Genomic DNA, 22,445 nt, shown 5'->3' with positions numbered 1-22,445 from the left:
CGTCAGCGTGCCCGTGCGAGCTGCTTGCGCAGCCGGCCGCGCACGACGACCAGCGCGATCAGCGGCACGACGCCGCCCCACAGCGGGCTGTGACGCATCGCGATCGACACCGCGAGCGCGACGACGGTGACGGCGAGCAGCACGAGCGACAGCGAACGCGCCCGCGCGTGATCGACGAACGTGCCGTCGACGAAGCCGCCGTCCGACCACGCGGTATGCACGATGCCGACCACCAGCACGCAGACGAGCATCGCGGCCGGCCCGAGTTCCTCGCCCCACAAACGGCTACCTGTCGGCGAGACGAGCGCGAGCACCGCGCCGATCACGAGGAACAGGTCGACGCCGATCGCGATGCTGTTGCGCTCCGCGCGGCGGATCAGCCACGCGCCGTGCACGAGCGCGAGCACGCCGCCGATCAGGAACGCATGGGTCCAGCGCAGATCAGGCTGCTCGGGGCCGAGCCGGCCGTAGAACAGGAACACGATCGCCGGCAGGAAGTTGCTCGCGTGCAGCAGGTAGCCGGTTATGGGATTGCTCGATTTCATCGGGGGTTTCTCCTTCGTCGAAACAGCGTGGCGACGCGTCATGCGTCGTGCCAGCGGAACAGCCGCGCGGCGGCGAACAGGAACAGCGCGGTGCACGCGGCCATGCCGAGCAGTTGCGGCGCGAGCTGCGCGTACGGCGCGCCGTCGACCAGCGCGCCGCGCAGCGCAACGGCGAACTGGTTGGTCGGCAGGAACGCGAGCCCGGCCTTCAGCCACGCGGGCGCGTCGTGCATCGGGATCGTCAGGTCGCTGAAGAACAGCAGCGGGTAGTAGGTGACGTTGCACGCGAGTTCGGCCGCCGCGAGCGAACGGGTACGGCTCGCCAGCAGCACGCCGATGCTCAGCACCATCGCCGCGCCGAGCAGCACGATCGGCAATGCACGCAGCCCGTCCGGCGTCGCGATCGGCAGCGCGATGCCGAACACGACGCGCGCCACCGTCAGCAGCACGAGCGCCGACAGCGCCATCATCGCCATCCGCGCGACGATCAGCGCGGCGAGGAACACGCCGCGCGACACCGGGAAGCACACGTAGAGCTTGAACGTATTGCGCTCGCGAAGTGAGGCGATCGCGGTGGTCGTCGAATTGAGACCGATCGCCATGAACGCCATCACCAGGATGCCGGTCGCGAAGAACGCGCCGTAGTCGAACGGGCGGCGCGCGGGCGCGGCGTTCTCGAAGCGAGCCTGCGCGGCCGGCAGCCCGAGCCGCTGCGCGGCGCAGCGCGCGAGCGCGATCTCGACGACGCGCGACGCGGCCTTCACCGCGAGCGAGCCGTTGAAGTCGTAACGGATCGTCGCCGGCGTGCGTTCGTCCGCGCCGAGCACGACGGTCACGCGATCGGCCGGCGCGCCGCGCCCGCCGAAGGTCGCCTTCACCGTGTCGCTGTGCGACAGGCTGGCAACGATCTGCGCCTTGCACGCCTGGTTGTACGGCGTCGCGCCGCCGGGCATGTCGAACGCGATGTCGGCCGCGCCGAGCGAGCCCGATCCGCCGAACGCGAACAGCATCACGCTCAGCAGGAACACCGGGAACACGAGCGTCCAGAACAGCGACGAGCGGCTGCGCAGATAGCCGAGCAGCTCGTTGCGCACGAGGATCAGGAATACCTTAGCCATGGGTCGGGCCCTCGGTGCACAGGCGCAGCAGGTCGCCCGGCGTGCTCGGCGCGAGTGCGAGATGCTGGATGCCCTGTTCGCCGACGATCCGGTGCACGTTCGGATGCAGCGTCGCATCGCCGAACGCCTCGACCACGTGCGCGGCCGACACGCGCACGCCGGTCACGCCGGGCAGCGCCGCGAGCCGTTTGCGCAGCGCGCGCGCATCGGCTTCGTCGCGGCAATGCAGGACCGCGCGCGCATCGCCGACGAGCCTGGCGCGCAGCGTGTGCTGGTCGCCCTGGTAGCGCACGCCGCCGTCGCGCACCCACACGAGATCGTCGACCACGCTCAGTTCTTCCTCGGAATGGCAGATCATCGCGACGCTCGTGCCGCTCGCGCGATGGCGCAGCAGGTCGATCACGACGCCCGCGTAGCGACGGTCGAGGCCCGTGAACGGCTCGTCGAGCACGGCCAGCTCGGGCCGGTGCGCGAGCGCGACGTAGAGGTCCACGCGCTGGCGCTGCCCCTTCGACAGCGCGCGGCACGGCTTGTCGAGCAGCTCGGCGATGCCGAGCGCGTCGGTGATCGCCGCATCGGTGTGCGCGTACATCGCGCGGTGCAGCGCGACGATCTCCGATACACGCAGGTGATCGGGATACTCGACCTTCTGCAACTGCGCGCCGAGCCGCCGCAGCGAGCGCGAATCGCGCATGAAGCGTTCGGCCGGCACGTCGAGCACGCGCACGTCGCTGCCGCCGCGCCGGAAGCCGAGCAGCGTCTCGAGCAGCGTGGTCTTGCCCGAGCCGTTCGGCCCGACGATCGCGGTGATCGCGCCGAGCCGGAACCGCACGTGGCGCGCGGAGAAGCGGAAATCGCCGGCCGCGACGTCGATCGCGCGCGCACCGAGCGCCGCGCCCGGCGCATGCGCGTCGGGCAGCGGCGGCGTGCCCGCGCGCTGCGGCCGGTCGAACGCGGCGGGCGGGCCGAACATCGCGCGCACGGACGCAAGAAACGAAACGCTCATCGTCGGCATCCTCAGTCGAACAGCATGACCTGCGTGTCGCGCGCGCCCCGATACGGGTTGCGGCCGTGCGCGACCAGCATGTTGTCCACGACGAGCACGTCGCCGGCCTGCCACGGGAACGCGAATTCCTCGTCGTCGAGCGCGTCGTAGATCGGCGCCAGATCGTCGAACGGCATCGGCGCGCCGTCGCCGTAGCGAATCTCGTACGGAAACGCCGCGCGCGTGCCGTACATGCGCTGCAGGTAGCGATAGCTGAGCTCGCCCATCGAGCGCGGGTTCGGGTGCTGCGCGCTCGCCTGGTTGAACCACACCGTCTCGCCGGTGCGCGGATGCGTGCGCAGCGCGCTGCCGACGTGCGACACGGTCACGCTGCCGTCGTCGAGCCAGCGGCAGCCGACGCCGCGCTCCGCGCACAGCCGCTCGACCTCGTCGCGCGCCGTCGTGCCGAACGCGTCGTCCCACGGCCGGTGGTAGGCGGCGAACGGCAGGTTCGGATTGGCGGCGAGGCCGTCCGCGCGGTCGCCCGGCGCCGCGAAATTGCGCAGGTACATCACGCCGCGTTCGGCGAACCGCTCGCGCAGCGCGGCCGGCACGCGCGCGGTCACGCGTCGCATGTCGCAGATCGGCGTTTCGCCGCCCGCGTCGGCCGGTTGCCGGCAGTAGAACGCGACGAGGCGCGGGAACGCCGGCATGTAGGCCATCTCCTGATGCAGCCCGATCCTGAACGGCGGCGGCATGCGGGTCGATTCGTAGACCTGGCCGTCGATCTGCCGGCGCGGGGCGGCGCCGGCCGTATAGCCGTTCGCATGCGCCGGATACAGCGCGCCGAGGCGGCCGAACGCGGCGGTGTCGGGCACCGCGAAGCCGCGCCACAGCAGCGCGCCGCATGCGTCGAGCAGCGTGTCGATCGTGTCGAGCCGCGAGCGGTACCACGCGACGAACATCTCCGGCGACGTCGCGAGTTCGGCGCTGCGCGGCGTCACGCACAGCGGCAGCGTCGCGCCGGGCGCGACCGGCGCGCACCGCACGTCGTCGGCGCCGAGCCGCACGGCGGCATGCGCGGCGAGGAAGGCGAGATCGGTCATCGCTCAGGCCAGCGCCGGTTTCTTCAGCAGGATTTCGAAGCCGAGCGCGCCGAGCCCCATGCTGGGGCTGTAGATCGACGCAACCGACGACAGGCCGGCATCGGCCACCAGCGCATGCGCTTCGTCGAGCGTGATCTTTTCCTCGACGTGGGTCGGCGGATAGTCGGCGGCCGCGCGCATTTCGGTGAAGCGGTCGAGCAGGTGCTGCGGCGCGTCGCGGCGCATGTCGTGCACGAGCGCGATGCCGCCCGGCTCCAGCACGCGGTACATCTCGGTCAGGCTGAGCGCCTTGTCGGGCAGGTGATGCAGCGTCGCGCGGCCGACCGCCATCGTCAGCGTGCCGTCGTCGAACGGCAGCGCGAGCGCGTCGCCGACGCGCATCTCGATCGTATCGTCGAGCCCGAGTTCGCGGATGCGCGGGCGGCCTTCGTCCAGCATCGCCGGATCGAGGTCGATGCCGACGTAGCGCCAGCCGCGCATCGCCGGATCGGTCGCGAGCCGCACCGGCACGACGCCGGTGGCCGTGCCGATGTCGGCGATCGTGCCGGCCGTCATCCCGCGCGCCAGTTGGCGGATGCGACTGATGAACAGCAGGTCCCACGGTTCGAGCGTTTCGGTGGCGAAGCGATCGTAGTCGTTCGCCGGGCGCAGGTTCTTGAGCAGCATGACGTTCCTTGTGCGAGAGGGTGAGGGTTCACAGCCAGCCGACCGGCACGGCGGCCAGCAGCCGTCGCGCGGTCGCGCTGTTGACGCCGAACGCCGGGCGGCGGCGCCGTTCCACCGCATGCGCGGCCATCGCCGCGATGCGCGCGGCCAGCCCGACGCCGACGCCCCACGACGGCGCGGCGACGCCGAGTTCGAGCAGCGTCGCGGCGGTCAGGAAATCGATGTTCGGCCGCAGCGCGCGGCGCGTGTCGGCCTGCGCGCAGCATGCGTCGAACAGCGTCACGTATCCGCCGTCGAAGCCGATTGCCATCAACCGGCCGCGGATGTGCGGCGGACGCGGATCGGCGACGAACAGCGGATGACCGAAGCCGTACAGCGTGCGTTTCGCGTCGAGCGCCGCATCGATCGCCGCGCGCCCGGCCGCGTCGAGCGCCGCGGCCGACGCGTCGGCGCCGCCCGGTGCCGACTGCGCGAGCGCGGCGAGCCACTGCATCGCTTCGAGCGCCGCGCCGACGTGCGACGGCCCGCTCGCGAGGAAGCCGGAGGCGATGGCCTGGGTCAGCGTGACGCCGGTGCCGATCGCGACGCGCGGCGCGAGCACGGTCGGCGTGATGTAGCCGAAGCCCGCGTGCCACGCGACGAGCAGCATGTCCATCGCCGCTTGCGCGGGCGCGTCGTGGCGCGTCGCGCCGGTCAGCACGAGCATGCGTTGCGCTTGCGTGCGCGCTGCATCGAGCGCCGTGCTGCCGCCGGCGTGTGTGCCGGCCGCGAACGGCCGGCCCTCGATCGCCGCATGCAGCAGGAACGGCGCGGCGGCCGCGCACAGCAGCATCGTGTCGAGATCGGCATCGTCCGGCGCCGGGCCCTGCACGCGTGCGGTCACGTCGTCGAGGCCGCGCAGCAGGCCGGACGCGGCCGCGAACACCGGCGCGACGCCGGCCGCGCCGAGATCGGCCGCGACCGACTGCGCGGCCGAGCCGGGCGCGAGCGCGTCGGTGAACGCGGCGAGCCGCGCGCCGATCGTCGCTTCGTGCGCGCGATGGTTGGCGCTGCCGGGCGCGACGTCGAACCACAGATGCGCGAGTGCGCCTTCGAACGTCGTCGCGCCGATCAGCGCGTTCAGGTCGAGATCGCGCACGCGCAGCGCTTCGGGGGCGAGCGTCGCGCCGTCGATGTCGGTGCCGCGATGGCGCGTCGCCGGCCGGCCGAGCAGGTTGCGCGGCGCATCGTCGGCCGCGGTCGTGGCGGTGTCGGCGCCGGAATCGAGTGTCGTGTCCATGTCATTCCACTGCGGCGAGTTCGTCGCTGCTGACGCTGATCGCCGCGTGCGCCATCGCGGCGATCACGGCCGCGTGCTGGTCGACGACGGGCAGCACGTTCGCGAAGTAGTAGCGCGCGCTTTTCAGCTTGCCGCGATAGAACGCCAACTCGGCCGGCGCGTCGGCGGTTTCCGGTGCATCGAGCCGGCGCGCGGCGATCGTCGCCGATTCGAGCAGCACCCATGCGGACGTGACGACGCCGAACATCTCCAGAAAGCGCGTGTAGAACTGGCTGCTGCGATGCGTGTGGCCGTCCTGCACGTCGCGCGCGATGTCGTCGAGCGCGGCGGCGATGCGGTCGGCGCCCGCGCGTAGCGCATCGAACAGCGGCCGCAGCTCCGCATGCGTGCCGGCATGATGCTGCTGCGCGAGGAACGCGTCGAGTTCGTCGCGGTAGTACTGGATCAGCCGCGAATGGCGGCCGAAGCCGAGCTTGTCGCGCACGAGATCCTGCGCCTGGATGTAGTTCGTGCCTTCCCAGATCGACAGGATCTTCACGTCGCGCGCGTTCTGCTCGACCGGGCTCGCGTCGGTATAGCCGAGCCCGCCGTGCACCTGGATCGCCGTTTCGCAGATCCGCCACGCCTGGTCCGAGATGAACGCCTTGCAGATCGGCGTCAGCAGCAGTTGCAGCTTGCGATGACGCTCGATCTCGGCCGGGTCGGCGTCGGGCGTCGCTTCGAGCATCGCCGCGCGCGTCGCGGTCGCCGCGAGCTTGCCGAGCAGGCCGCGGCAGCCGTCGACGCGGCTTTTCATGTCGACCAGCATGCGCTGCACGTCCGCGTGCTCGACGATCGCGACCCGTGCCGCGTTCGTGTTCGACGCGCGCTCGATCGGCCGGCCCTGCAGCCGGCGGCCCGCGTACTCGACCGCGTGCAGGTATGCGCTCGACGCGACGCCGACGCCGAACATCCCGGTGCTCATCCGCGCCTGGTTCATCAGCGGCATCAGCTGCAGCAGCCCGACGTTACGGCGGCCGCCGAGCAGCCAGCCTTTCGTCGTGCCGTTCGAGCCGAACACGAGATGCGTGTTCGCGCAGCCCTTGAGGCCCATCTTGCGCGGCAGGCCGATGCAGTCGACGTGGTTCGGCTGCAGCTCGCCGGTGGTTTCGTCGGGCCAGAAGCGCGGCACGACGAGGCACGACAGCGAGAACGAATCCGGCGACGCGGTGTCGATGCGCCCGAGCACGAAATACAGCGTGTTTTCCGTCAGCTCGTGCATGCCGGCCGAGATATAGACCTTCTCGCCGTCGATCGCGTAGATGTCGCGTTCGAGCGGCGTCGCGCGCAGCGCGACCGCGGTCAGGTCGGTGCCGGCCTGCGGTTCGGTCGCGCAGAAGCACGCGTCCCAGCGGTACGCTTCGAGCGGCGCGATGAGCGCCTTCTGGTGCGGCGTGCCGTGCATCTGCAGCAGCTTGACCGCGGGGCGCGTGAAGCCGCCGTACGTCATGAACGACGGATTCGCGCCCATGAACATCTCGTAGATCATCTGCGTGACGATCGGCGGCAGCCCGTGCGCGGTGCCGAACAGCGTGTTCGACCACTCGTCGCGAAAGCGCGCCCACAGTGCGTGGAAATGCGAAGGAATCCGTACCTGGCCGTCGTCGAGCAGCGTGCAGCCCTCGACGTCCGCCTGCTGGTAGCTGCGCCCGAGGTCGAGCGCGAAATCGCGTGCGCGTTCGAGCAGCGCGTCGATCGACGCGCGATCGTGCGTGCCGTACAGGCCGTGTTCCGCCAGGAAGCGCTTGTCGGCCTCGAACAGTTCCCACAGAAAGAAGCGCAGCTCGCGCAGGCTGACCTTGTAGGCGCTCATCATGCGTCTCCTTCGATATCGAGTGCGGCGTCGAGCCCGCCGGCCAGGTCGACGACGGCCGCCGCCGCCGCGCCATGCAGCGCCGCGTCCCAGACGAGCACCGTGCGGCGTTCGCCTTCGTCGAGCGCGCCCGCGAGCCGGATCAGCGCGGCGGCCGATTCGGCCGACGACAGATGGCCCGACCCGTCGTGCTGGATGCGCGCGGGAACCGGGATCGACGCGGCATCGGCCACGCGCGCCGCGAAGCCGGGGTCGAAGCCGGGCGGCACGCACCAGTCGATCTCGTTCGCACGCAGGTCGGCCTGGTCGAGCGCGCGACGGATCGCGCGCGCGGCGACCGGTGCGAGCGTGTCGCGCAGCGCGGCCGGCGCGTCGGCCCACGGATCGGCGATCGACGGCCCGAATTCGAGCGCGACTGAGCGCACGCCGCCCCACGGGGCCGGCTCGGGCGCCGGTCCCGCGCGCGACACGAGCAGCGCGGCGGCGGCATCGCCGTAGCCGACCAGGTCGCCGAACTGGCGGAAGAACGGGTAGAGCCACTTGTCGCTGAGGATCACGAGCGCCTGGTCGCCTTCATCGCGCAGCAGCCCGTCGAGCAGCATCAGCGCCGAATACCAGCCGAGCGTGCCGTTCTGGCCGAGCGCGAACGGCGTCACGCGTTGCAGCCCGAGTTCGTACTGCATGCGGCCGACGACCGAGTCGCCGATGCCTTCGTTGAGCGCGCAACTGGCGACGATCACATGCGTCGTGCGGGCCAGCGCGCCGGAGCCGAGCTGGTCGCGCAGGTCGAGCGCCGCATCGGCGGCGAGATCGGCGAGGCTGCGCCCGGGCGGCGCGACGCGCAGCGCGGGCCGCCCGCCCGGCGCGAGACGCGTGCCTTCGTCGGGCGTCAGCGCGCCCATGCCGCGCGGCCGCGCAAAGCGCGCCTGCGGCAGCAGCAGGTGCCGGTAGCCGGGATGGCGCTCCTGCGCCTGGATCGCACTGAACACGACGGCGGGCGGCAGCACCACGACGCCGCCGGACAGCGCGAGCGTGCCGGGCGCGGCGACGCGCGGTGCACCGACACAGGTTTCGTCGAGCGTCGACAGGGTCATGCGGCGGTCTCCTCGAGGTTCGGACGCGCGAACGCGTCGCGATACTGCGCTTTCAGCGCCGGTCGGTCGATCTTGCCGTTCGGGTTGCGCGGCAACGCGGGCAGCGGCTCGACGACGAGCGGGTTCATGTAGGTGGGCAACGCGTCGCGGCACGCGCGGGCGATGTCGGCGCGGCACGCGTCGGCGTCGAGCGTCGACACGACGCATGCGGCGATCGCCTCGCCGAGCGCCGGGTGCGGGACGCTGAACACGGCGGCCTCGCGGATGTGCGGCAGCGTGAACAGCACGTCCTCGACCTCGGTCGGGCTCACGCGATAGCCGGACGTCTTGATCATGTCGTCGCCGCGCGCGACGAAATACAGGTAGCCGTCCGCGTCGCGCCGCACGATGTCGCCGGACCACACGGCGACGTCCGGGCGCGGGATTTCGCCGTGCCGGCGCGGCAGCGGGCGAAAGCGCTGCGCGGTCAGCTCGGGCCGGTTCCAGTAGCCGAGCGTGACGAACGCACCGCGATGCACGAGTTCGCCGGGCTCGTCGGCCGCGCATTCGCTGCCGTCCGCGCGCAGCACGAGGATCTCCGCGTTCGGCACGGCCTTGCCGATCGACGTCGGGCGCAGCGCCGCATCCGCGGGCGGCAGGTAGGTCGAGCGGAATGCCTCGGTCAACCCGTACATCAGGTACGGTGACGCCTGCGTGAACAGCGCCTGCAGCCGGTGCAGCAGCGGTGTCGCGAGATGGCCGCCGGTGTTCGCGAAGCGGCGGATCCGCGTGCGTGCGCCGTCGCTCCAGCCGGCCGATGCAAGCTGCATCCAGAGCGGCGGCACGCCGGTGATCGACGTGACGCCGAACGCATCGCAATGGCGCGGCACCTCGGCCGGCTGCAGGAAGTCGAGCGGCGTGTAGCACGCGCCGGACGCGAGCGCGGTCGTGAGCTGGCTCAGGCCCGCGTCGAAGCTGAGCGGCAGCACGCCGAGCACGACGTCGTCTTCGGTGAGCTGCTGGTACGCGGCGACGCTGAACGCACCCGACACCAGGTTGCGATGCGACACGACGACGCCTTTCGGCTTGCCGGTCGAGCCGGACGTGTAGAGCAGCGCGGCCGGATCGTCGTCGACCGGGCGGCCGACAGGAGCCGCTGCGGACGCTGGCGTGTCGGTGCCGGGCGACTCGATCGCATCAGCGAGTTCCTCGATCAGCAGCGTGCGCGCGCCGACGAGCGCGGCGAGCGCCGGCAGGCGCTTGAGCCGCTGCGCGCCGGTCACGAGCAGCGCGGCGCCGCTGTCGGCGACGATGTGTTCGATCTGTGCTTCCTTCAACTGCGGATTGACCGGCACGAAGATCGCGCCGAGCGCGTTGGCCGCGAGCATCGCGACCACGGTTTCGATGCGCTTCGGCGCGTAGATCGCGACGCGTTCGCCGGGCCGCACGCCGCGCGATGCGAGCGCGGCGGCGGCGCGCCGGACCGCGCGGGCAAGCTGGTCGTAAGTCAGGGTGCGGCCGCCGTCGGCGTACGCCGGATGATGCGGCCAGCGCTCGGCGCCGTGTTCGAGCAGGTCGGCGATGCTGATCAATGCGTTCATGATCGGCTCCTCGGGTTCAGGCCGGCCGCACGTATACGTGCGCGGCTTCGTGGGACAGGAAATGCGTCATCGAGTACGTGCGGTGATACGCGCCGCAGCGCTCGAACACCGCGATGTCGCCGACCTGCGGCGGTGCGCCCGTGTCGTCGCGGCCGATCACGTCCGCGCGGCTGCAGGTGCTCCCGACGAAGAGCGTCGGCACACCGCGAGGCGGCGGCGCGGGCGTGCGGCGCACGAGCGACGGCGCGGCCAGGCGGCGCATCATCGTTTCGGTCTGGGCGAGCAGGAACGCATGCGACAGGCCGCCGTCGCAGACGGCGATCGTGCGGTCCTGCCACGTCTTGACCGCGACGACGCGCGTCGCGAACACGCCCGCGTCGGCGAAGATCGCGCGGCCGGATTCGTGGGCGAGCGAATACTGGCCGGCGAGCGGCGCGAGCGCGGCGGCATAGCGTTCGAACGCGGCATCGCCCGGATGATCGTCGGCGAAGCCGCCGCCGAGGCTCAGCGACGCGAGCGGCGCACCGTTGGCCGGCGCGAGATCGCGGGCCAGCGCGGCGAGCCGCTCGGGCAACACGAGCGTGTCCGGCTGCGTCGGGTCCTGGCGGATGAACGAATGCGGGCCGGAGAACACATGCAGCCCGGCGACGGGCAAGCCGGCGGCCGCGAGCGTGCGCACCGCGTCGTGCGCCTCGTTCGGCGTCATCCCGAAGTGGTCGTGCCACGGCGCCCGCGCGTGCTCGCCTGCCAGCGCGCCGGCGTTCACGCGCAGCAGCACGGCGCCCGGCGTGCCGCCGCCGGCCGCCGCTTCACGCGCGAGCGGCACGAAACGCGCGACCGCATCCGGGTTGTCGAGCACGAAATGGCAGCGCGACGCGAGCCCCGCGCGCATGAACATCTCGTCCATCGACGGATTGTTCAGGTAGCGCGGCGTCTTGATCCGGCCGATCACCGCGTCGAGTTCGCCGCGGCTCGCGAGTTCGACGCCGTCCTCGTACGCATGCGCGCAGCGCGCGAGCATGTCCTGGTTCGGGTTCGCCTTCAGCGACACGATCAGCCGCGTGCCGAGCCGCGCCTTGAGCGACCGGTAGCGGGCGATCGCGACCTCGGGCTCGTACACATAGCACGGCGTGCGCAGATCGGCGATCCACGCGCGATCGGCGGCGGGAAGCGGGCGCTCAGGCGTCATGGCGGCTCACCGGATGGAGCGTGGCGGCCGCATACGCGCCGCAGTTCGACTGCATCACGCCGAGCACGCGCCGGCCGTGCGCGACCGCATCGAGCCCGACGTCGGCCAAGTTGATCGGAAAATCCGAACAGCACGCGTGGCCGCGCGCATGAATGTTGTCCGCGTAGAGCCGCTCGGCCGGCACGCGCATCGCGCGGCACAGCGCGTTCCAGCCGGGCAGGTCGGCGTTGTGCGGCAGCACGAGATCGTATGCGTCGAGCGCATGCGGCTCGAGCGCGACGGCCGCGTCGATCGCGCGGCGCGTGTATGGCCATTCCATCATGATCAGGTCGGCCTCGTTCGCGGCGACGGTGTCCGACCCGCGATGCCATTTCGCATGCGTTTCGATCGCGATGCCGCCGAGCCGGTTCTTCGTGCTGTTGCGCGCGATCAGCATCGCGGCCGCGCCGTCGCACTGCACGCCGGTCATCTGCCGCATCCGGTAATCCTCGCCGTATACGCGGTCGGACGACACGACGAGCGCCGCATCGAGTTGCGGATGGCGGCGCATCAGCGCGCGCACGGTCTCGATGCCAGCCGCGACCGACACGCAGTTCAGTTGCGCGACGGAGCCGAGCCACAGCGGCTCGATGCCGAAGCGCGCGGCCACTTCGTGCGGCAGGCTGCGCGGCGCGGGCGGCACGCTGAACTGCTGCGTGTGCACGTGCACGATCGCGCCGACGTCGGACGGCTGCACGTGCGCGGTGTCGAGCAGCCGGCCGACCGCCGCGATCGCGAGATCGGTCTCGCTCGTGTCGAGCGCCATGTGGAAATAGCGGCTGCCCGACTGCGCGATCGCGGCCGCCCGCTGCGCCGGGTAATCGCGTTCGGCGGCCCAGGCCTCGATATCGACGGGCGGGCCCGGCAGCTCGTAGGCCACCGCGTCGATGCCGATCCAGAAGCCGGCGTCGCGGGATGCGTGGGAGGAGGACATCGTCATGTCAGTTGAGCGGCATCGCCGCGTAGTCGAGGACGTCGAGCTTTTCGAAGGTCGCCTGCACGGTCGGCGTGAGCAGGCCCATCTCGCGGATCGTCGGCACGAGGCGCCGGAAGATCGAGCGGCGGATCGAGCTCGACACCGGCGACTCGCGCACCATCGCGCTGCATTCGCGCTTGGACAGCCCCATCGGTTCCCAGATGTCGTCCGCGCACAGGTGCTCGTACAGCACGGCCGCGCCTTCGCAGATGAATTCCTCGCGCTCGCGCAGCTCGTGCGAACTCATCTCCGCGTACACGCGGCACAGCGTGATCCGGCCGACCGCGAAGTGGCGTGCTTCGTCGCGCTGGATCCGCAGGAAAAGGTCCTTGATGAACGGGTCGGTGCTGTACGCGACGACGCTCTGGAAAATCGACAGCGCGATGCCCTCGACCAGCACCTGCATCCCGAGGTTCGTCATGTCGAGCGCGCTGCTCGTGATCGTGTCGTGCAGCAGCCCTTTCAGCGAGCGGCTCATCGGGTAGCTGACGTCGAGCTTCTCGTTGACGAGCTTCGCGTACGCCTCGACGTGGCGCGCTTCGTCCATCATCTGCGCGGCCGCGCACAGCCGCGCGCTCAGGCCGCTTTCGGCCGACGCGAGCTTCGACGCGCAGATCAGCGCGGCCTGCTCGCCGTGCAGGATCTGCGACAACAGCCAGCCCTGCGCGTGGTGGCGCACCTCGCGCTTGTCGGCGTCGGCGAGCTTGCCCCACAGCTCGGTGCCGTAGATCAGCAGCGTCGGGTCGGGCATGCCGAGCGGGTTCGCCGGATCGAGGTCGTGGCGCCAGTCGACGTCGGTCGCGACGTCCCACTGCGCGGCTTTCGCCTTCTCGTACAGCCGGTTCAGCGCCTCTTCGCGCAGCGCGTAGTCGTTCGACATCAGCGCGTCGACGGGCATCGACCAGCGGATGTCGGCCGTGTCCTGCATCACGGTAAGCGTGTCATTCATGTCAGGGTCTCCCCGGCCGCGCGGCGGCGCCGGAATGATGGGCGGAATCGGTGAACGGGGCGGCGCGCGGTGCGCCCGGGTGCGGCTCGAGCCGGATCGCGAACGACGGCCACGCACCACGCAGTTGCGCGTCGAACGCGTCGGCGAGCCGCGCGGGCCAGATCGCGCAGCACACGCGGTTGTCGCCGGCGAATTCCGCATCGCGCAGGATGCGGTCGCCGATCCAGACGACCGGCGCGCCGCGTGCGGCATCGCGCAACGCTTCGTCGTACAGGTGCACGCCGAGCAGCACGTGCGGGGCGAGCAGTTCGGCCGGCAACGCGCCGAAGTACGGTGCGCACACTTCGATGAAGAGGCGGGCGTCCGCGTGCACGGCGTCGCGAATCCGCGCGGCGATTTCCGCGAGGAACGCGAAATACTGCACGTGGTCGAGCAGCACGCGGCGTTCGCCGCCGGCCCCGTCGTGCGTATTGCCCGTGTCGTAAGCATCGCCGGCCGCTTCCGCGAGCGCGGCGCGAGCATAGTCGGCCGGCGTGTCGAGCGGCATCCGGTACGCGCTGGCCGCGACCGCGACCGGCTGGCGCGCATCGCGCTCGATCCGATAGGTGAAATGAACGGGGCGCACCATGTCACGCCTCGCCGTCGAGAGAGAACGTCGCGTCCGGCGCGAACGCGACGTCGGCGATCGCGTAATAGCCGTTCAGCGCGAGCGAGCAGACTGCCGCGCGGCGCGGCGTGTCGCCGTCGCGGTGCGCGAGCAGCACCGACAGCCACGGGTCGCTGCCGAACGCATGACCGAACACGCCGTGGCCGTCCGGCAGCAGCGGCGTCTTGCCGACCGACGCGAGCAGCGCGCGCCGCGACGTGGCCGGAAAGAACGGCAGCGCCGCGTGCAGGCCCGGGCGCGCCGCGCAGAACGTGCGGATGTCGCGGCCGAGCCGCACGACCGCGCTGGACGGCGGCGCGGCGTCCGCGATCACCGACTGCGCCGGCTCGCGGCCGACGTCGACGAGCAGCGTGCAGACGCCGAAGCCCGAGCGCCCCCACGCGGGATTGCCGTGCCAGTAGGTAAAGCCGTGCACGTCGACGTCGACGATCTGCAGCAGCAGCGTGCGCGGCCCGGTCTCGGCCGCGGTGGCCAGCGCGCGGCGCAACACATAGCCCCAGCCCGCGCATTCGTACGAGCAGGTCATCCAGTCGGGCGTGTAGTCGTTCGCGCCGGCAAGCGCCTGCGCGAACACGCGGTGCTGCGGCGAATCGTTCATCAGCAGCATCGACAGGATCGTCGAGCTGACCACGTAGTCGTCCGCGCCGACCGCGCCGCACAGCCGCTCGCGCTCGGCGCACGCGAGCGTGCCGATCACGTGCGCCGTGTCGTCGAGCGGCACGGCCGCGCCGTCGCGCGACGGCGCGACGCGCCGGTACGCGAGCGCCTGCACGGTCAGCGCGGTCGCCGGGGCCGGCTGGACGGCGGCGGCCGCCACGGGGGCAAGGGGCGCGAGCATCGTCGTATCAGGCCGCGTGCTGCTGGCTGCGCAGTTGCGCGTCGAGCCGCTGCAGCGTCGTGTACTGCGTGATGTTCAGCGCTTCCGGATCGATCGAACCGTAAAGCTGTTCGCAGAACACGATCAGCTCGACGATGTTCAGCGAATCGATGCCGAGTTCGCCGATGCCGGCGTCCGTGTCGACGGTTTCGACGTTGAGGATCTTCGCGACTTCGCGGGACAGGATGTCGAGCGCGTCGGCCGGAACGTTCTGGGTCGTCATGAGGGGAGCTCCTGGAGTTGAGTTGAATTGATCGGGATCGATCGGCCTGTCGCGTGGATCAACTGCCGGCTTCGCAGCGCAGGCTCTTGCGAAGCTCGTGATAACACCGGTACGAACTGCCTTCCATCTTCGAAAACGCCAGCAGGTCGCGCTGGTCGTCGAACCGCGGCACCTTGCCGTCGCGCACGAGCGCGCTCAGGAACTCGTTCGACAGCAGCTTGATCGCGAGCACGCGCTGCACCTTGCCGAAGCTGTAGTGCGCGTCGTCGGTCTGGGTGCGCGCGGCGTCCGCGATGAAGCGGTGCACGGCGCGCGCGTCGGCGTCGAGTTCGACGCGGCCGGTCCGTTCGAGCCAGCCGACGTGCGCCATCAGCGCGCGGACGAAGTACGGCCGCACGACGGTCAGGTATTTGTTGAAGACGGTCGGGCCGCCGATCCGCAGGCGATCCTCGGCAGCGACGCGCACCTGGCCGCCGACGTTCGCGAGCTGCAGGTTGCCCGCGAGGAACGGCGCGCCGCAGGTCGAGCGCTTCAGTTTTCGATACTCGTCGGGCCACACAAGATAGGCGGCCGGGAACATCACGCCCGGCAGGCGTGCCGCGACGACGGCCATGCAGTCGCGGTGCGCCTCGATGCCCCACACCTTGTCGACGGTCAGCGCGAGCCCGTTGTCGTCGCTGCGCACGACGGTGCGCCAGGCGGCCAGCGTCGGGCCGCCGCCGTCGCTCATCAGGAACGCGAAGTTGTGGCCGGCGTCGATGCACTCGCAGGCGCGACGGTTCTGGTCGTCGGAGAAGAACAGCCCGAACATGATGCGGATGAACGCGCGCATGAACGGCTTGAACAGGTGATGAAATCCTTCGTTGCCGATCTGTTCGAGCAGTGCTTCGGTGAGCGGCGCTTCGTCGTGCCGCAACGGCGTCGACGCGGATGCGTCGGGCAGCACGTCCGGCGTGGCGGCGCGCAGCGCGATCACCATCTCGCTGTCGAGCAGCCGCACGGTGGCGGCTTCGACGAGCCGGGCCGCCGCGCGCGGCGGCGTGCCGATCGCGTCGAGGTGGCGCAGCACCGGATACGCGGCCTGGTCGGCCACGCGCAGCAGCGGCGACGGTGCGACAGGGGCGGGGGCGGAAAGCGTGGACATGGCAGGGTTCCTGTCAGAAACGCACGCGCACGGCGGCGTCGATGCGGGTGCAGAGACCGACCATCCGGTACTCGGACTGGCCGTCGGAGAAAGCGTGGGTGAGCGCGACGTCGACGCTCACGCGCGTGTTCATGTCGGCGACGACCTGCGCGATCGCGAGCAGGCCCTTGTCCTGCGGCGAATAGATGCCGCGCAGCGAATACTCGACGCGGCCGACTTTCTTGCCGAGCCGCGCGAACAGGTAGTCGCGCAGGCTGCCGTCGACGCTCACGAAGTTGGCCGTGCCGCCGAGGCCGGCCAGCGCGGCGCCGGGCGCGACCGGCAGCAGCGCGTTGTTCGCCTGCACCGCGCCGACCATCCGGCGCCACTGGCTCGCGTCGTAACGCGCTTCGTCGTGCGACCACTCGACGATCAGCGACAGGTTGCCGGGCAGCGCGCTTTGCATACCGAGCGCGCTGCGCCACATGTATTGGCGATCGTTGCGGCGATCGACGGCGTCGTACGCAGCGGCCGAATCGAGCGGCGTGCCGTTCGCGATGAAAGCGGGCAGCGGGCGGGTCGTGCCGCGCTCGAGCCATGCGCTCGCATAGACGGTGTTCGAGCGCGCGACGTCCAACGACAGCGTCGCGCCCGCGCCGCCGCGGCCCGCGTGACGGCCCGCGAGCAGCGCGGCCGAGCCGCCCGACCAGTTGTACGCGCCGCGCACGAGCTGCGTCGCGCCTTCGACGTCGCGGTTGTCGACGTCGTTGCGCAGCGTGCGGTTCTCGCCGGCGATGAACTGCAGCGTGGTCTGTTCGCCGGCCCATTTCGCCTCGACGAGCGGCGTGCCTTCGACGTCGCCGTAGCGATCGTAGATGTCGGCCGTCGCGGCCCGTTTCTGGAAGAAGCCGAGCGGGAAGAATGCCTGCGACGTATCGAGCGTGTCGATCCGCTTGCCGGCCGTCAGCGTGATGCCGTTGTCGAACGCGTAGCGCACGCCGGCTTCGTTGAAGCGGCTCGCCTGTGCGCCGAGCGAATGGTTGCTGGCGACGACGCGCGCGTTCACGAACAGGTTTTCGCCGTCGATGCGCGCGAGCAGCCCGGCTTCCTGCTGATCGCGCGGTGAGTCGCCGATCAGGCGGCCGAGCAGCGCGCGGCCGTCCATGCTGTCGACGGAGCGCGCGTAGCCGATGCCGTTGAGCGTGCCGAGCTGGTCCATCAGCGATTCTCCGTGCGCGAGCGTGCAGCCGAGCGCGAGCGGGATGGCGAGCGCGACACCGGGCCAGCCGCGGCGGGTGCGATCGGGCGATGAACGGCGGCGGTCACGATGGGCGTCGGCATCGGCGTCGTACTCACTGGCCATCGGCGAGCGTGTCGGGATTGAACCAGCCCGACGGAATCTTGCGCGGCTGGCCGTCGAGGATGTCGACGACGCTCGCGCGCTGTTTCTCGACCTCGTTGCGATACGTGATCTTGCGGATCACCTTGCGGCCGTTCGCGTCGACCGGCGCCGAGAAGTCGGCGCTGCGAAACAGCAGGCCGCTCGCCAGGAAGAACTGCGCGCGCACCGGCACGTCGGTATCGGGCGTGACCCACAGCTTGATCGTCGGGTAGACGTTGTCGGGATCGGTCGCGGTCAGGTCGAGCTCGGTGGCCGGCTTGCCGGCGATCGGCGTCGTGCCCGGCACGGCCGTCGCGCGATAGCTGTCGGCCCAGTGCGTGCGCGTGATGTCGCTGATCACGACTTCCCCTTGCAGCCGCTGCATGCCGTTGATGCGCACCGCGCTGCGCGTGTTCGGCACGTAGAACCAGTGCCCGCGTGTCGTCGCGAGGTATTTCTGGCCGTCGTTCTCGCCGCTGCGCGTGAGCGCAAGCGTGTCGCCGTTGCCGCGCGTGTAGACGAGATAGCGCGTCGCGTCGCCGGATTGTCCGCCGACTTCGTTGGTGATCTGGATGTTCGTCTGCGTATCGGCGGCCGTGCTGCGGTACGCGTCGGCACGGGCGAGCATGGTCTGGGCCGTCGGCGCGTCGGCCGCCTGCGCGGCGAGCGGCGCGCACGCGACGAGCGCGGCGAACGTAAGGCGAATGCGGTTCATGGAGCGAGTCCTTCGAGGATGTTGCGTTTCGCGAGCCCGAGCGTCGCGAGCAGTGCCGCGGCCACGCCGAGCACGACGAACGCGGCTTCGACGGCGGCCACGGCGACGGGCGACACGGTGAATTCGAGCAAGATCGGTTTCACGCGGCCGGGCGGCGCGGGCAGGTGGATCTGCGCGTGATTGAGCGCGACCATCGTCAGCAGCGCGAGCGCGATCCCGGCGGCCGCGCCGAGCAGGCCGAGCAGCGCGGTCTCCTGGATCAGCACGCCGCGCACCGTCGCGGCCGGCACGCCGAGTGCGCGCAGCGTCGAGATCTCGCGGCGTCGCTCGACGATGCTCATCAGAATCCAGTTGCTCATCGACAGCAGGATCGTCACGCAGAGAATCGCGCCGAATACCGAGAACTGGTTCTTGTACAGCGCGACGATCTGGTGATAGAGCGACACGAGCTGATCCCAGGTCCGCACGTCGAGCGTCGGCAGCGCGGTGCGCAGCGCCGCGGCGGCGGCTGGCGTGCCGGCGGTGTCCTTGAGGAACACCGCGATGCGCGATGCACGGTCGGTGCGCAGCAGCGCCTGCGCGGCCGTGAACGTCACGTTGACGATCCGTTCGTCGACGTCCTTGTTGCCGGTGCTCATCACGCCGACGATCTGCGCGTCGGTCGCGTTGATGCCGCCGTGCGCGGTCGACGCCATCAGCTGCACGACCGAGCCGACGTGCACGCCGAGCTTGCGCGCGAGTTCGGCGCCGACCACGACTTCGGTCCCCGCGTTCGTCGGCGACAGATAGCGGCCCGACAGCACCGTGTGATAGTCGAAGAAGCCGGGCGGCTCGCGGTTCGGTTCGATGCCTTCGCCGACGAAGCCATAGCTGAGATCGCCGTTCGATACGAGCCCGTCGAAGTCGATGCCGCGCGCGGTGGTCGCGACGCCGGGCAGCTGTGCGATCGCCCGCGTGGCGGCAGCCTGTTCGTCGGCGGTCAGCCCGTACTGCAGCGGCCGTTCGCCGATCAGGTCGAGATAGCCGCGATGCAGCACCTGCACGTGGCCGACGCCGCTGTCGATCGACCCTTCGCGCACCGCGTCGAAGGTCGCGATCACGTAGCCGAGCGCGAGGCTCGACGCGAACGCGGCGACGCCGATCATCGCCATCGTCAGCACGGTGCGGCGCTGGTTGCGCCAGAGGTTACGCCACGCAAACGTCGACCAGTTCACGATTCACTCCCGGTATGCCGTCGCGCATCTCGATGCGACGCGGCAGGTGCGCGCACAGACGATCGTCGTGCGACGCAATCAGAAAGGCGGTGCCCAGCGTGCGGTTGGTGTCGAGGATCAGCTCGGCGACCGCCCGCGCATTGGTGCTGTCGAGGCTCGCGGTCGGCTCGTCCGCGATCACGATCGCCGGCTCCTTGGCGAGCGCGCGGGCCAGTGCGACGCGCTGCTGTTCGCCGCCTGACAGCTCGCCGGGGCGGTGCCGTTCGCGCGCGGCGAGCCCCACCGCGTCGAGCATCGCGCGGGCGCGTTCGCGCCGCGTGCGCGGCGTGCCCCACGCGAAGCAGCCGAGCTCGACGTTCTCGAGCGCGGACATCACCGGTATCAGGTTGAATTGCTGGAACACGAAGCCGATACGTTCGCGGCGAATCCGTTCGAGCGTGTCCGGCGCGTCGTCGATGCGTCGGCCTTCGAGCCAGCGTTCGCCGCTCGTCGGCACGTCGAGAAAGCCGGCGAGGTTGAGCAGCGTGCTTTTGCCGCTGCCCGACGGACCGACGAGCGCGACGACGTCGCGCTGCCCGATCGAGATCGTCGCGTCGCGCACCGCGACGACGCGGCCGGCGCCTTCGTACACGCGCGTGACGTCGCGCAGCTCGAGCACCGGGGTTAGCGAAGCGGCCGTCATGCGAACGCTCCCTGGCCGGCTTCGACGGCGGCCGGCGCGGGAATAACCGGCAACGCGCCGTTCGCATAGAGATCGCGACACTTCACGCGCTGCAGCTTGCCGCTCGTCGTGCGCGGCAGCGAGCCGGGCTCGACGAAACACAGATCCTGCGCGGCGAAGCCGATGCGCGACGCGAGCAACTGCTGGCACTCGGTGCGCGTTTGCGGCGTCGCGTCGACGGGCCGCGCCTCGATCGCGACGACCAGCCGCTCGGTGCCGGTTTCGGGATCGGGCAGCCCGAACGCGATGCACGTGCTCTTGCGCAGCGCGCTGTGCGAGGCCAGCGCTTCCTCGATCTCGTGCGGGAAATAGTTGCTGCCGCGAATGATGATGACTTCCTTCTTGCGGCCGAGGATATGCAGCTGGCCGTCCGCGACGTAGCCGATGTCGCCGGTGCGAAACCAGCCGTCGGCCGTCAGCGGCGCGGCGATCGTGCCGTCGTCGGGGTTCAGGTAGCCGAGCATCACCGACGTGCCGCGGATCGCGACTTCGCCGACCGCACGGTTTGCCAGCGCGTGGTCGCCGTCGTCGAGGATGCGGAACGCCATCCCGTCGATCGGCGTGCCCATCGCGAGCACCGTTTCGGTTTCCGTATCGCGGCCGTCGTTCGCGGCGACCGGCTGCGCGTCGCGGCGCTCGATCAACGCGCGCCGGTCGAGTGCGTCGGCGATCACGTACGGCGCGCCATCGACCGCGCCTTCGTGCCACGCGCGATGCATCGATACCGCGAGCGTCGATTCGGCCATGCCGTAACACGGTTGCAACGCCGATGCCGCGAGGCCGTACGGCGCGAACGTCGCGGCGAAATCGCGCAGCGTCGCGTCGTCCACGCGTTCGCCGCCGATGAAGATGTTGCGACACGCGGACAGGTCGACGCCGTCCATCGCGGCGGCATTGAAGCGGCGCACGCAGTAGCGCAGCGCGAAGGTCGGCACCGACGTCGTCGTCGCGCGCGCCGATGCGATGCGCTTCAACCAGCCGAGCGGATTCCGGATGAAGCTGTTCGGCTGCATCATCAATAGCGGCGCGCGGTAATGCAGATTCGACAGCAGCGTGAGCAGCCCCATGTCGTGATAGAGCGGCAGCCACGACGCGGTGCCGTCGCCGGCCGCGATGTCGAAGCGCACCGAGCCGCCGATGCCGAGCACGTTCGCGATCACGTTGTCGTGGCTGAGCACCGCGGCCTTCGGATGCGACGTCGAACCCGACGTGAGCTGGACATGATGCGGATCGTGGCCGCTCTTCGCGCTGATCAGCGCGCGCGCGCCGGCGTCCGCGGCGCTCGACAGCGTCGCGAGATCGACCACGCGCGTGGAGGCCGCCGGAAACGCGTCGTCGCGCCAGGCCGCGGCCTGCGCATCGGCGGCGACGACGATGCGCGGCCGGTACAGCTCGCACGCGACGTCGACCACCTGCCGTCCGGCTGTCGCGCGCCGTGCGGGAACGGGCACGGTGCAGGGCAGCGCACCCGTCATCACGCAGGCCATCATCGCGGCCGCATGCTCGACCGACGCGGGCAGCGCCAGCATCACCAGATCGTTCTCGCGCACGCCGAGCTCGCGCAGCGCGCCGGCCTGGCGAAACACTTCTTCCGCGAAGCGCCGGTACGTGATGCCGGCTTCGTTGCCCGCGTCGTCGACGAACGTCATGCGATGCATGGCGCCCGCGACGTCCTCGAGCGATTCGATCAGGCGATGAATGGTCGATGCGTACTTCGTCACGAGGATTCTCCCGTTGCGGAACACGGCCGCTCGCGCCACGGTGCCGGCGGCGCCGTTCGTCGAGTGAGGGGGATTCTTGCCGGATCGATCGGCCGCGACAAACGGAATCTATGCAGGCTATGCATGAGCGGAGCGCATCCACTCGGGCCCGTGCCCATTCGTTATTGGCGGGAACGGTGAACACGCGCCAGGCGACTGGTCTGTCTCATTCGACCGGTCGTCTAGTTCACGATGTGGTGCGCTCATGCGCGGGCGTCATGCAATGCGTTCGGAAAATTCGTTTGTCCGAAACATCGACTCACAGAAGAATTGCATCCCGGCAGCGCGCCAGCGCCGCCGCGTCATCGTGCCGGGCAGGGCCCGGCTCAAGGAGAGCGTCTTGTCCGTCACCTCATCGCTGGTCGCCCGCACGAAATCGGTTGGAG

Annotated in this window: 21 protein-coding genes; all 21 read right to left on the bottom strand. The window is 70.6% G+C overall.

The annotated features are described in order from the left end of the window. Nucleotides 1–2: 2 nt before the first annotated feature. From QZM72_RS03110 to QZM72_RS03010, 21 genes are read right to left on the bottom strand one after another with little or no spacing between them, the layout of a single operon-like run. A complete protein-coding gene (locus QZM72_RS03110; RefSeq protein WP_089471545.1) occupies nucleotides 3–545 on the bottom strand; it encodes a permease in 543 nt (180 codons plus the stop codon). A 38-nt stretch (nucleotides 546–583) separates the two neighbouring features. Next, nucleotides 584–1,663, bottom strand: coding sequence for an ABC transporter permease (locus QZM72_RS03105; protein ID WP_089471544.1), 1,080 nt, complete (start codon nucleotides 1,661–1,663; stop codon nucleotides 584–586). Next, nucleotides 1,656–2,669, bottom strand: coding sequence for an ATP-binding cassette domain-containing protein (locus QZM72_RS03100; RefSeq protein WP_301737127.1), 1,014 nt, complete (start codon nucleotides 2,667–2,669; stop codon nucleotides 1,656–1,658). Before QZM72_RS03100 ends, QZM72_RS03105 begins: the two co-directional genes overlap by 8 nt. An 11-nt stretch (nucleotides 2,670–2,680) precedes the next feature. Next, complete coding sequence (locus QZM72_RS03095; RefSeq protein ID WP_301737126.1) at nucleotides 2,681–3,754, bottom strand: TauD/TfdA family dioxygenase; 1,074 nt, start codon at nucleotides 3,752–3,754, stop codon at nucleotides 2,681–2,683. A 3-nt stretch (nucleotides 3,755–3,757) separates the two neighbouring features. Then, complete coding sequence (locus tag QZM72_RS03090) at nucleotides 3,758–4,420, bottom strand: class I SAM-dependent methyltransferase (protein WP_089471542.1); 663 nt, start codon at nucleotides 4,418–4,420, stop codon at nucleotides 3,758–3,760. 28 nt (nucleotides 4,421–4,448) lie between these two features. Beyond that, nucleotides 4,449–5,699, bottom strand: a complete 1,251-nt coding sequence (locus QZM72_RS03085) for a citrate/2-methylcitrate synthase (RefSeq protein WP_301737125.1) — start codon at nucleotides 5,697–5,699, stop codon at nucleotides 4,449–4,451. Nucleotide 5,700: 1 nt separating this feature from the next. Further along, nucleotides 5,701–7,551, bottom strand: a complete 1,851-nt coding sequence (locus tag QZM72_RS03080) for an acyl-CoA dehydrogenase (protein ID WP_301737124.1) — start codon at nucleotides 7,549–7,551, stop codon at nucleotides 5,701–5,703. Next, nucleotides 7,551–8,645, bottom strand: coding sequence for a hypothetical protein (locus QZM72_RS03075; RefSeq protein ID WP_301737123.1), 1,095 nt, complete (start codon nucleotides 8,643–8,645; stop codon nucleotides 7,551–7,553). The genes QZM72_RS03080 and QZM72_RS03075 overlap by 1 nt, the downstream gene beginning before the upstream one ends. Then, nucleotides 8,642–10,225, bottom strand: a complete 1,584-nt coding sequence (locus tag QZM72_RS03070; protein ID WP_301737122.1) for an acyl-CoA ligase (AMP-forming), exosortase A system-associated — start codon at nucleotides 10,223–10,225, stop codon at nucleotides 8,642–8,644. Before QZM72_RS03070 ends, QZM72_RS03075 begins: the two co-directional genes overlap by 4 nt. A gap of 16 nt (nucleotides 10,226–10,241) precedes the next feature. Then, nucleotides 10,242–11,414, bottom strand: coding sequence for a PLP-dependent decarboxylase (locus QZM72_RS03065; protein WP_301737121.1), 1,173 nt, complete (start codon nucleotides 11,412–11,414; stop codon nucleotides 10,242–10,244). Next, nucleotides 11,404–12,393 carry a 3-oxoacyl-ACP synthase gene (locus QZM72_RS03060; protein WP_301737120.1) on the bottom strand — a complete coding sequence of 330 codons (990 nt, stop codon included), beginning with the start codon at nucleotides 12,391–12,393 and terminating at the stop codon, nucleotides 11,404–11,406. Before QZM72_RS03060 ends, QZM72_RS03065 begins: the two co-directional genes overlap by 11 nt. A gap of 1 nt (nucleotide 12,394) precedes the next feature. Further along, a complete protein-coding gene (locus tag QZM72_RS03055) occupies nucleotides 12,395–13,378 on the bottom strand; it encodes a ferritin-like domain-containing protein (RefSeq protein WP_059579151.1) in 984 nt (327 codons plus the stop codon). 1 nt (nucleotide 13,379) lies between these two features. Then, complete coding sequence (locus QZM72_RS03050; protein ID WP_301737119.1) at nucleotides 13,380–14,006, bottom strand: hypothetical protein; 627 nt, start codon at nucleotides 14,004–14,006, stop codon at nucleotides 13,380–13,382. Between the two features lies 1 nt (nucleotide 14,007). Continuing rightward, nucleotides 14,008–14,883, bottom strand: coding sequence for a hypothetical protein (locus tag QZM72_RS03045; protein ID WP_301737118.1), 876 nt, complete (start codon nucleotides 14,881–14,883; stop codon nucleotides 14,008–14,010). 7 nt (nucleotides 14,884–14,890) lie between these two features. Further along, a complete protein-coding gene (locus QZM72_RS03040; protein ID WP_301737117.1) occupies nucleotides 14,891–15,145 on the bottom strand; it encodes an acyl carrier protein in 255 nt (84 codons plus the stop codon). Nucleotides 15,146–15,203: 58 nt separating this feature from the next. After that, on the bottom strand, nucleotides 15,204–16,289 hold the full coding sequence (locus QZM72_RS03035) for a hypothetical protein (RefSeq protein ID WP_301737116.1): 1,086 nt from the start codon (nucleotides 16,287–16,289) through the stop codon (nucleotides 15,204–15,206). Between the two features lie 13 nt (nucleotides 16,290–16,302). Next, nucleotides 16,303–17,631, bottom strand: a complete 1,329-nt coding sequence (locus QZM72_RS03030) for a hypothetical protein (protein ID WP_301737115.1) — start codon at nucleotides 17,629–17,631, stop codon at nucleotides 16,303–16,305. Continuing rightward, entirely contained in the window at nucleotides 17,621–18,364 is a 744-nt protein-coding gene (locus QZM72_RS03025; RefSeq protein WP_301737114.1) for an outer membrane lipoprotein-sorting protein, read from the bottom strand. The genes QZM72_RS03030 and QZM72_RS03025 overlap by 11 nt, the downstream gene beginning before the upstream one ends. After that, nucleotides 18,361–19,578 carry an ABC transporter permease gene (locus QZM72_RS03020; protein ID WP_301737113.1) on the bottom strand — a complete coding sequence of 406 codons (1,218 nt, stop codon included), beginning with the start codon at nucleotides 19,576–19,578 and terminating at the stop codon, nucleotides 18,361–18,363. Before QZM72_RS03020 ends, QZM72_RS03025 begins: the two co-directional genes overlap by 4 nt. Continuing rightward, on the bottom strand, nucleotides 19,550–20,260 hold the full coding sequence (locus QZM72_RS03015) for an ABC transporter ATP-binding protein (RefSeq protein ID WP_301737112.1): 711 nt from the start codon (nucleotides 20,258–20,260) through the stop codon (nucleotides 19,550–19,552). The genes QZM72_RS03020 and QZM72_RS03015 overlap by 29 nt, the downstream gene beginning before the upstream one ends. Beyond that, nucleotides 20,257–22,020: a fatty acyl-AMP ligase gene (locus tag QZM72_RS03010; protein WP_301737111.1), complete on the bottom strand. Its 1,764-nt coding sequence runs from the start codon at nucleotides 22,018–22,020 to the stop codon at nucleotides 20,257–20,259. Before QZM72_RS03010 ends, QZM72_RS03015 begins: the two co-directional genes overlap by 4 nt. Between the last annotated feature and the right edge of the window lie 425 nt (nucleotides 22,021–22,445).

Origin of the sequence: Burkholderia sp. AU45388 (assembly GCF_030481585.1) — a bacterium.
Classification (GTDB): domain Bacteria; phylum Pseudomonadota; class Gammaproteobacteria; order Burkholderiales; family Burkholderiaceae; genus Burkholderia; species Burkholderia sola.
The sequence above is the reverse complement of the archived record's forward strand: the minus strand, read 5'-3'. Positions and strand labels throughout refer to the sequence as shown.

Coding starts and splice junctions, on each gene's coding strand:
- QZM72_RS03110 (WP_089471545.1), bottom strand. CDS start 545: ATGAAATCGAGCAATCCCATAACCGGCTACCTGCTGCACGCGAGCAAC.
- QZM72_RS03105 (WP_089471544.1), bottom strand. CDS start 1,663: ATGGCTAAGGTATTCCTGATCCTCGTGCGCAACGAGCTGCTCGGCTAT.
- QZM72_RS03100 (WP_301737127.1), bottom strand. CDS start 2,669: ATGAGCGTTTCGTTTCTTGCGTCCGTGCGCGCGATGTTCGGCCCGCCC.
- QZM72_RS03095 (WP_301737126.1), bottom strand. CDS start 3,754: ATGACCGATCTCGCCTTCCTCGCCGCGCATGCCGCCGTGCGGCTCGGC.
- QZM72_RS03090 (WP_089471542.1), bottom strand. CDS start 4,420: ATGCTGCTCAAGAACCTGCGCCCGGCGAACGACTACGATCGCTTCGCC.
- QZM72_RS03085 (WP_301737125.1), bottom strand. CDS start 5,699: ATGGACACGACACTCGATTCCGGCGCCGACACCGCCACGACCGCGGCC.
- QZM72_RS03080 (WP_301737124.1), bottom strand. CDS start 7,551: ATGAGCGCCTACAAGGTCAGCCTGCGCGAGCTGCGCTTCTTTCTGTGG.
- QZM72_RS03075 (WP_301737123.1), bottom strand. CDS start 8,645: ATGACCCTGTCGACGCTCGACGAAACCTGTGTCGGTGCACCGCGCGTC.
- QZM72_RS03070 (WP_301737122.1), bottom strand. CDS start 10,225: ATGAACGCATTGATCAGCATCGCCGACCTGCTCGAACACGGCGCCGAG.
- QZM72_RS03065 (WP_301737121.1), bottom strand. CDS start 11,414: ATGACGCCTGAGCGCCCGCTTCCCGCCGCCGATCGCGCGTGGATCGCC.
- QZM72_RS03060 (WP_301737120.1), bottom strand. CDS start 12,393: ATGACGATGTCCTCCTCCCACGCATCCCGCGACGCCGGCTTCTGGATC.
- QZM72_RS03055 (WP_059579151.1), bottom strand. CDS start 13,378: ATGAATGACACGCTTACCGTGATGCAGGACACGGCCGACATCCGCTGG.
- QZM72_RS03050 (WP_301737119.1), bottom strand. CDS start 14,006: ATGGTGCGCCCCGTTCATTTCACCTATCGGATCGAGCGCGATGCGCGC.
- QZM72_RS03045 (WP_301737118.1), bottom strand. CDS start 14,883: ATGCTCGCGCCCCTTGCCCCCGTGGCGGCCGCCGCCGTCCAGCCGGCC.
- QZM72_RS03040 (WP_301737117.1), bottom strand. CDS start 15,145: ATGACGACCCAGAACGTTCCGGCCGACGCGCTCGACATCCTGTCCCGC.
- QZM72_RS03035 (WP_301737116.1), bottom strand. CDS start 16,289: ATGTCCACGCTTTCCGCCCCCGCCCCTGTCGCACCGTCGCCGCTGCTG.
- QZM72_RS03030 (WP_301737115.1), bottom strand. CDS start 17,631: ATGGCCAGTGAGTACGACGCCGATGCCGACGCCCATCGTGACCGCCGC.
- QZM72_RS03025 (WP_301737114.1), bottom strand. CDS start 18,364: ATGAACCGCATTCGCCTTACGTTCGCCGCGCTCGTCGCGTGCGCGCCG.
- QZM72_RS03015 (WP_301737112.1), bottom strand. CDS start 20,260: ATGACGGCCGCTTCGCTAACCCCGGTGCTCGAGCTGCGCGACGTCACG.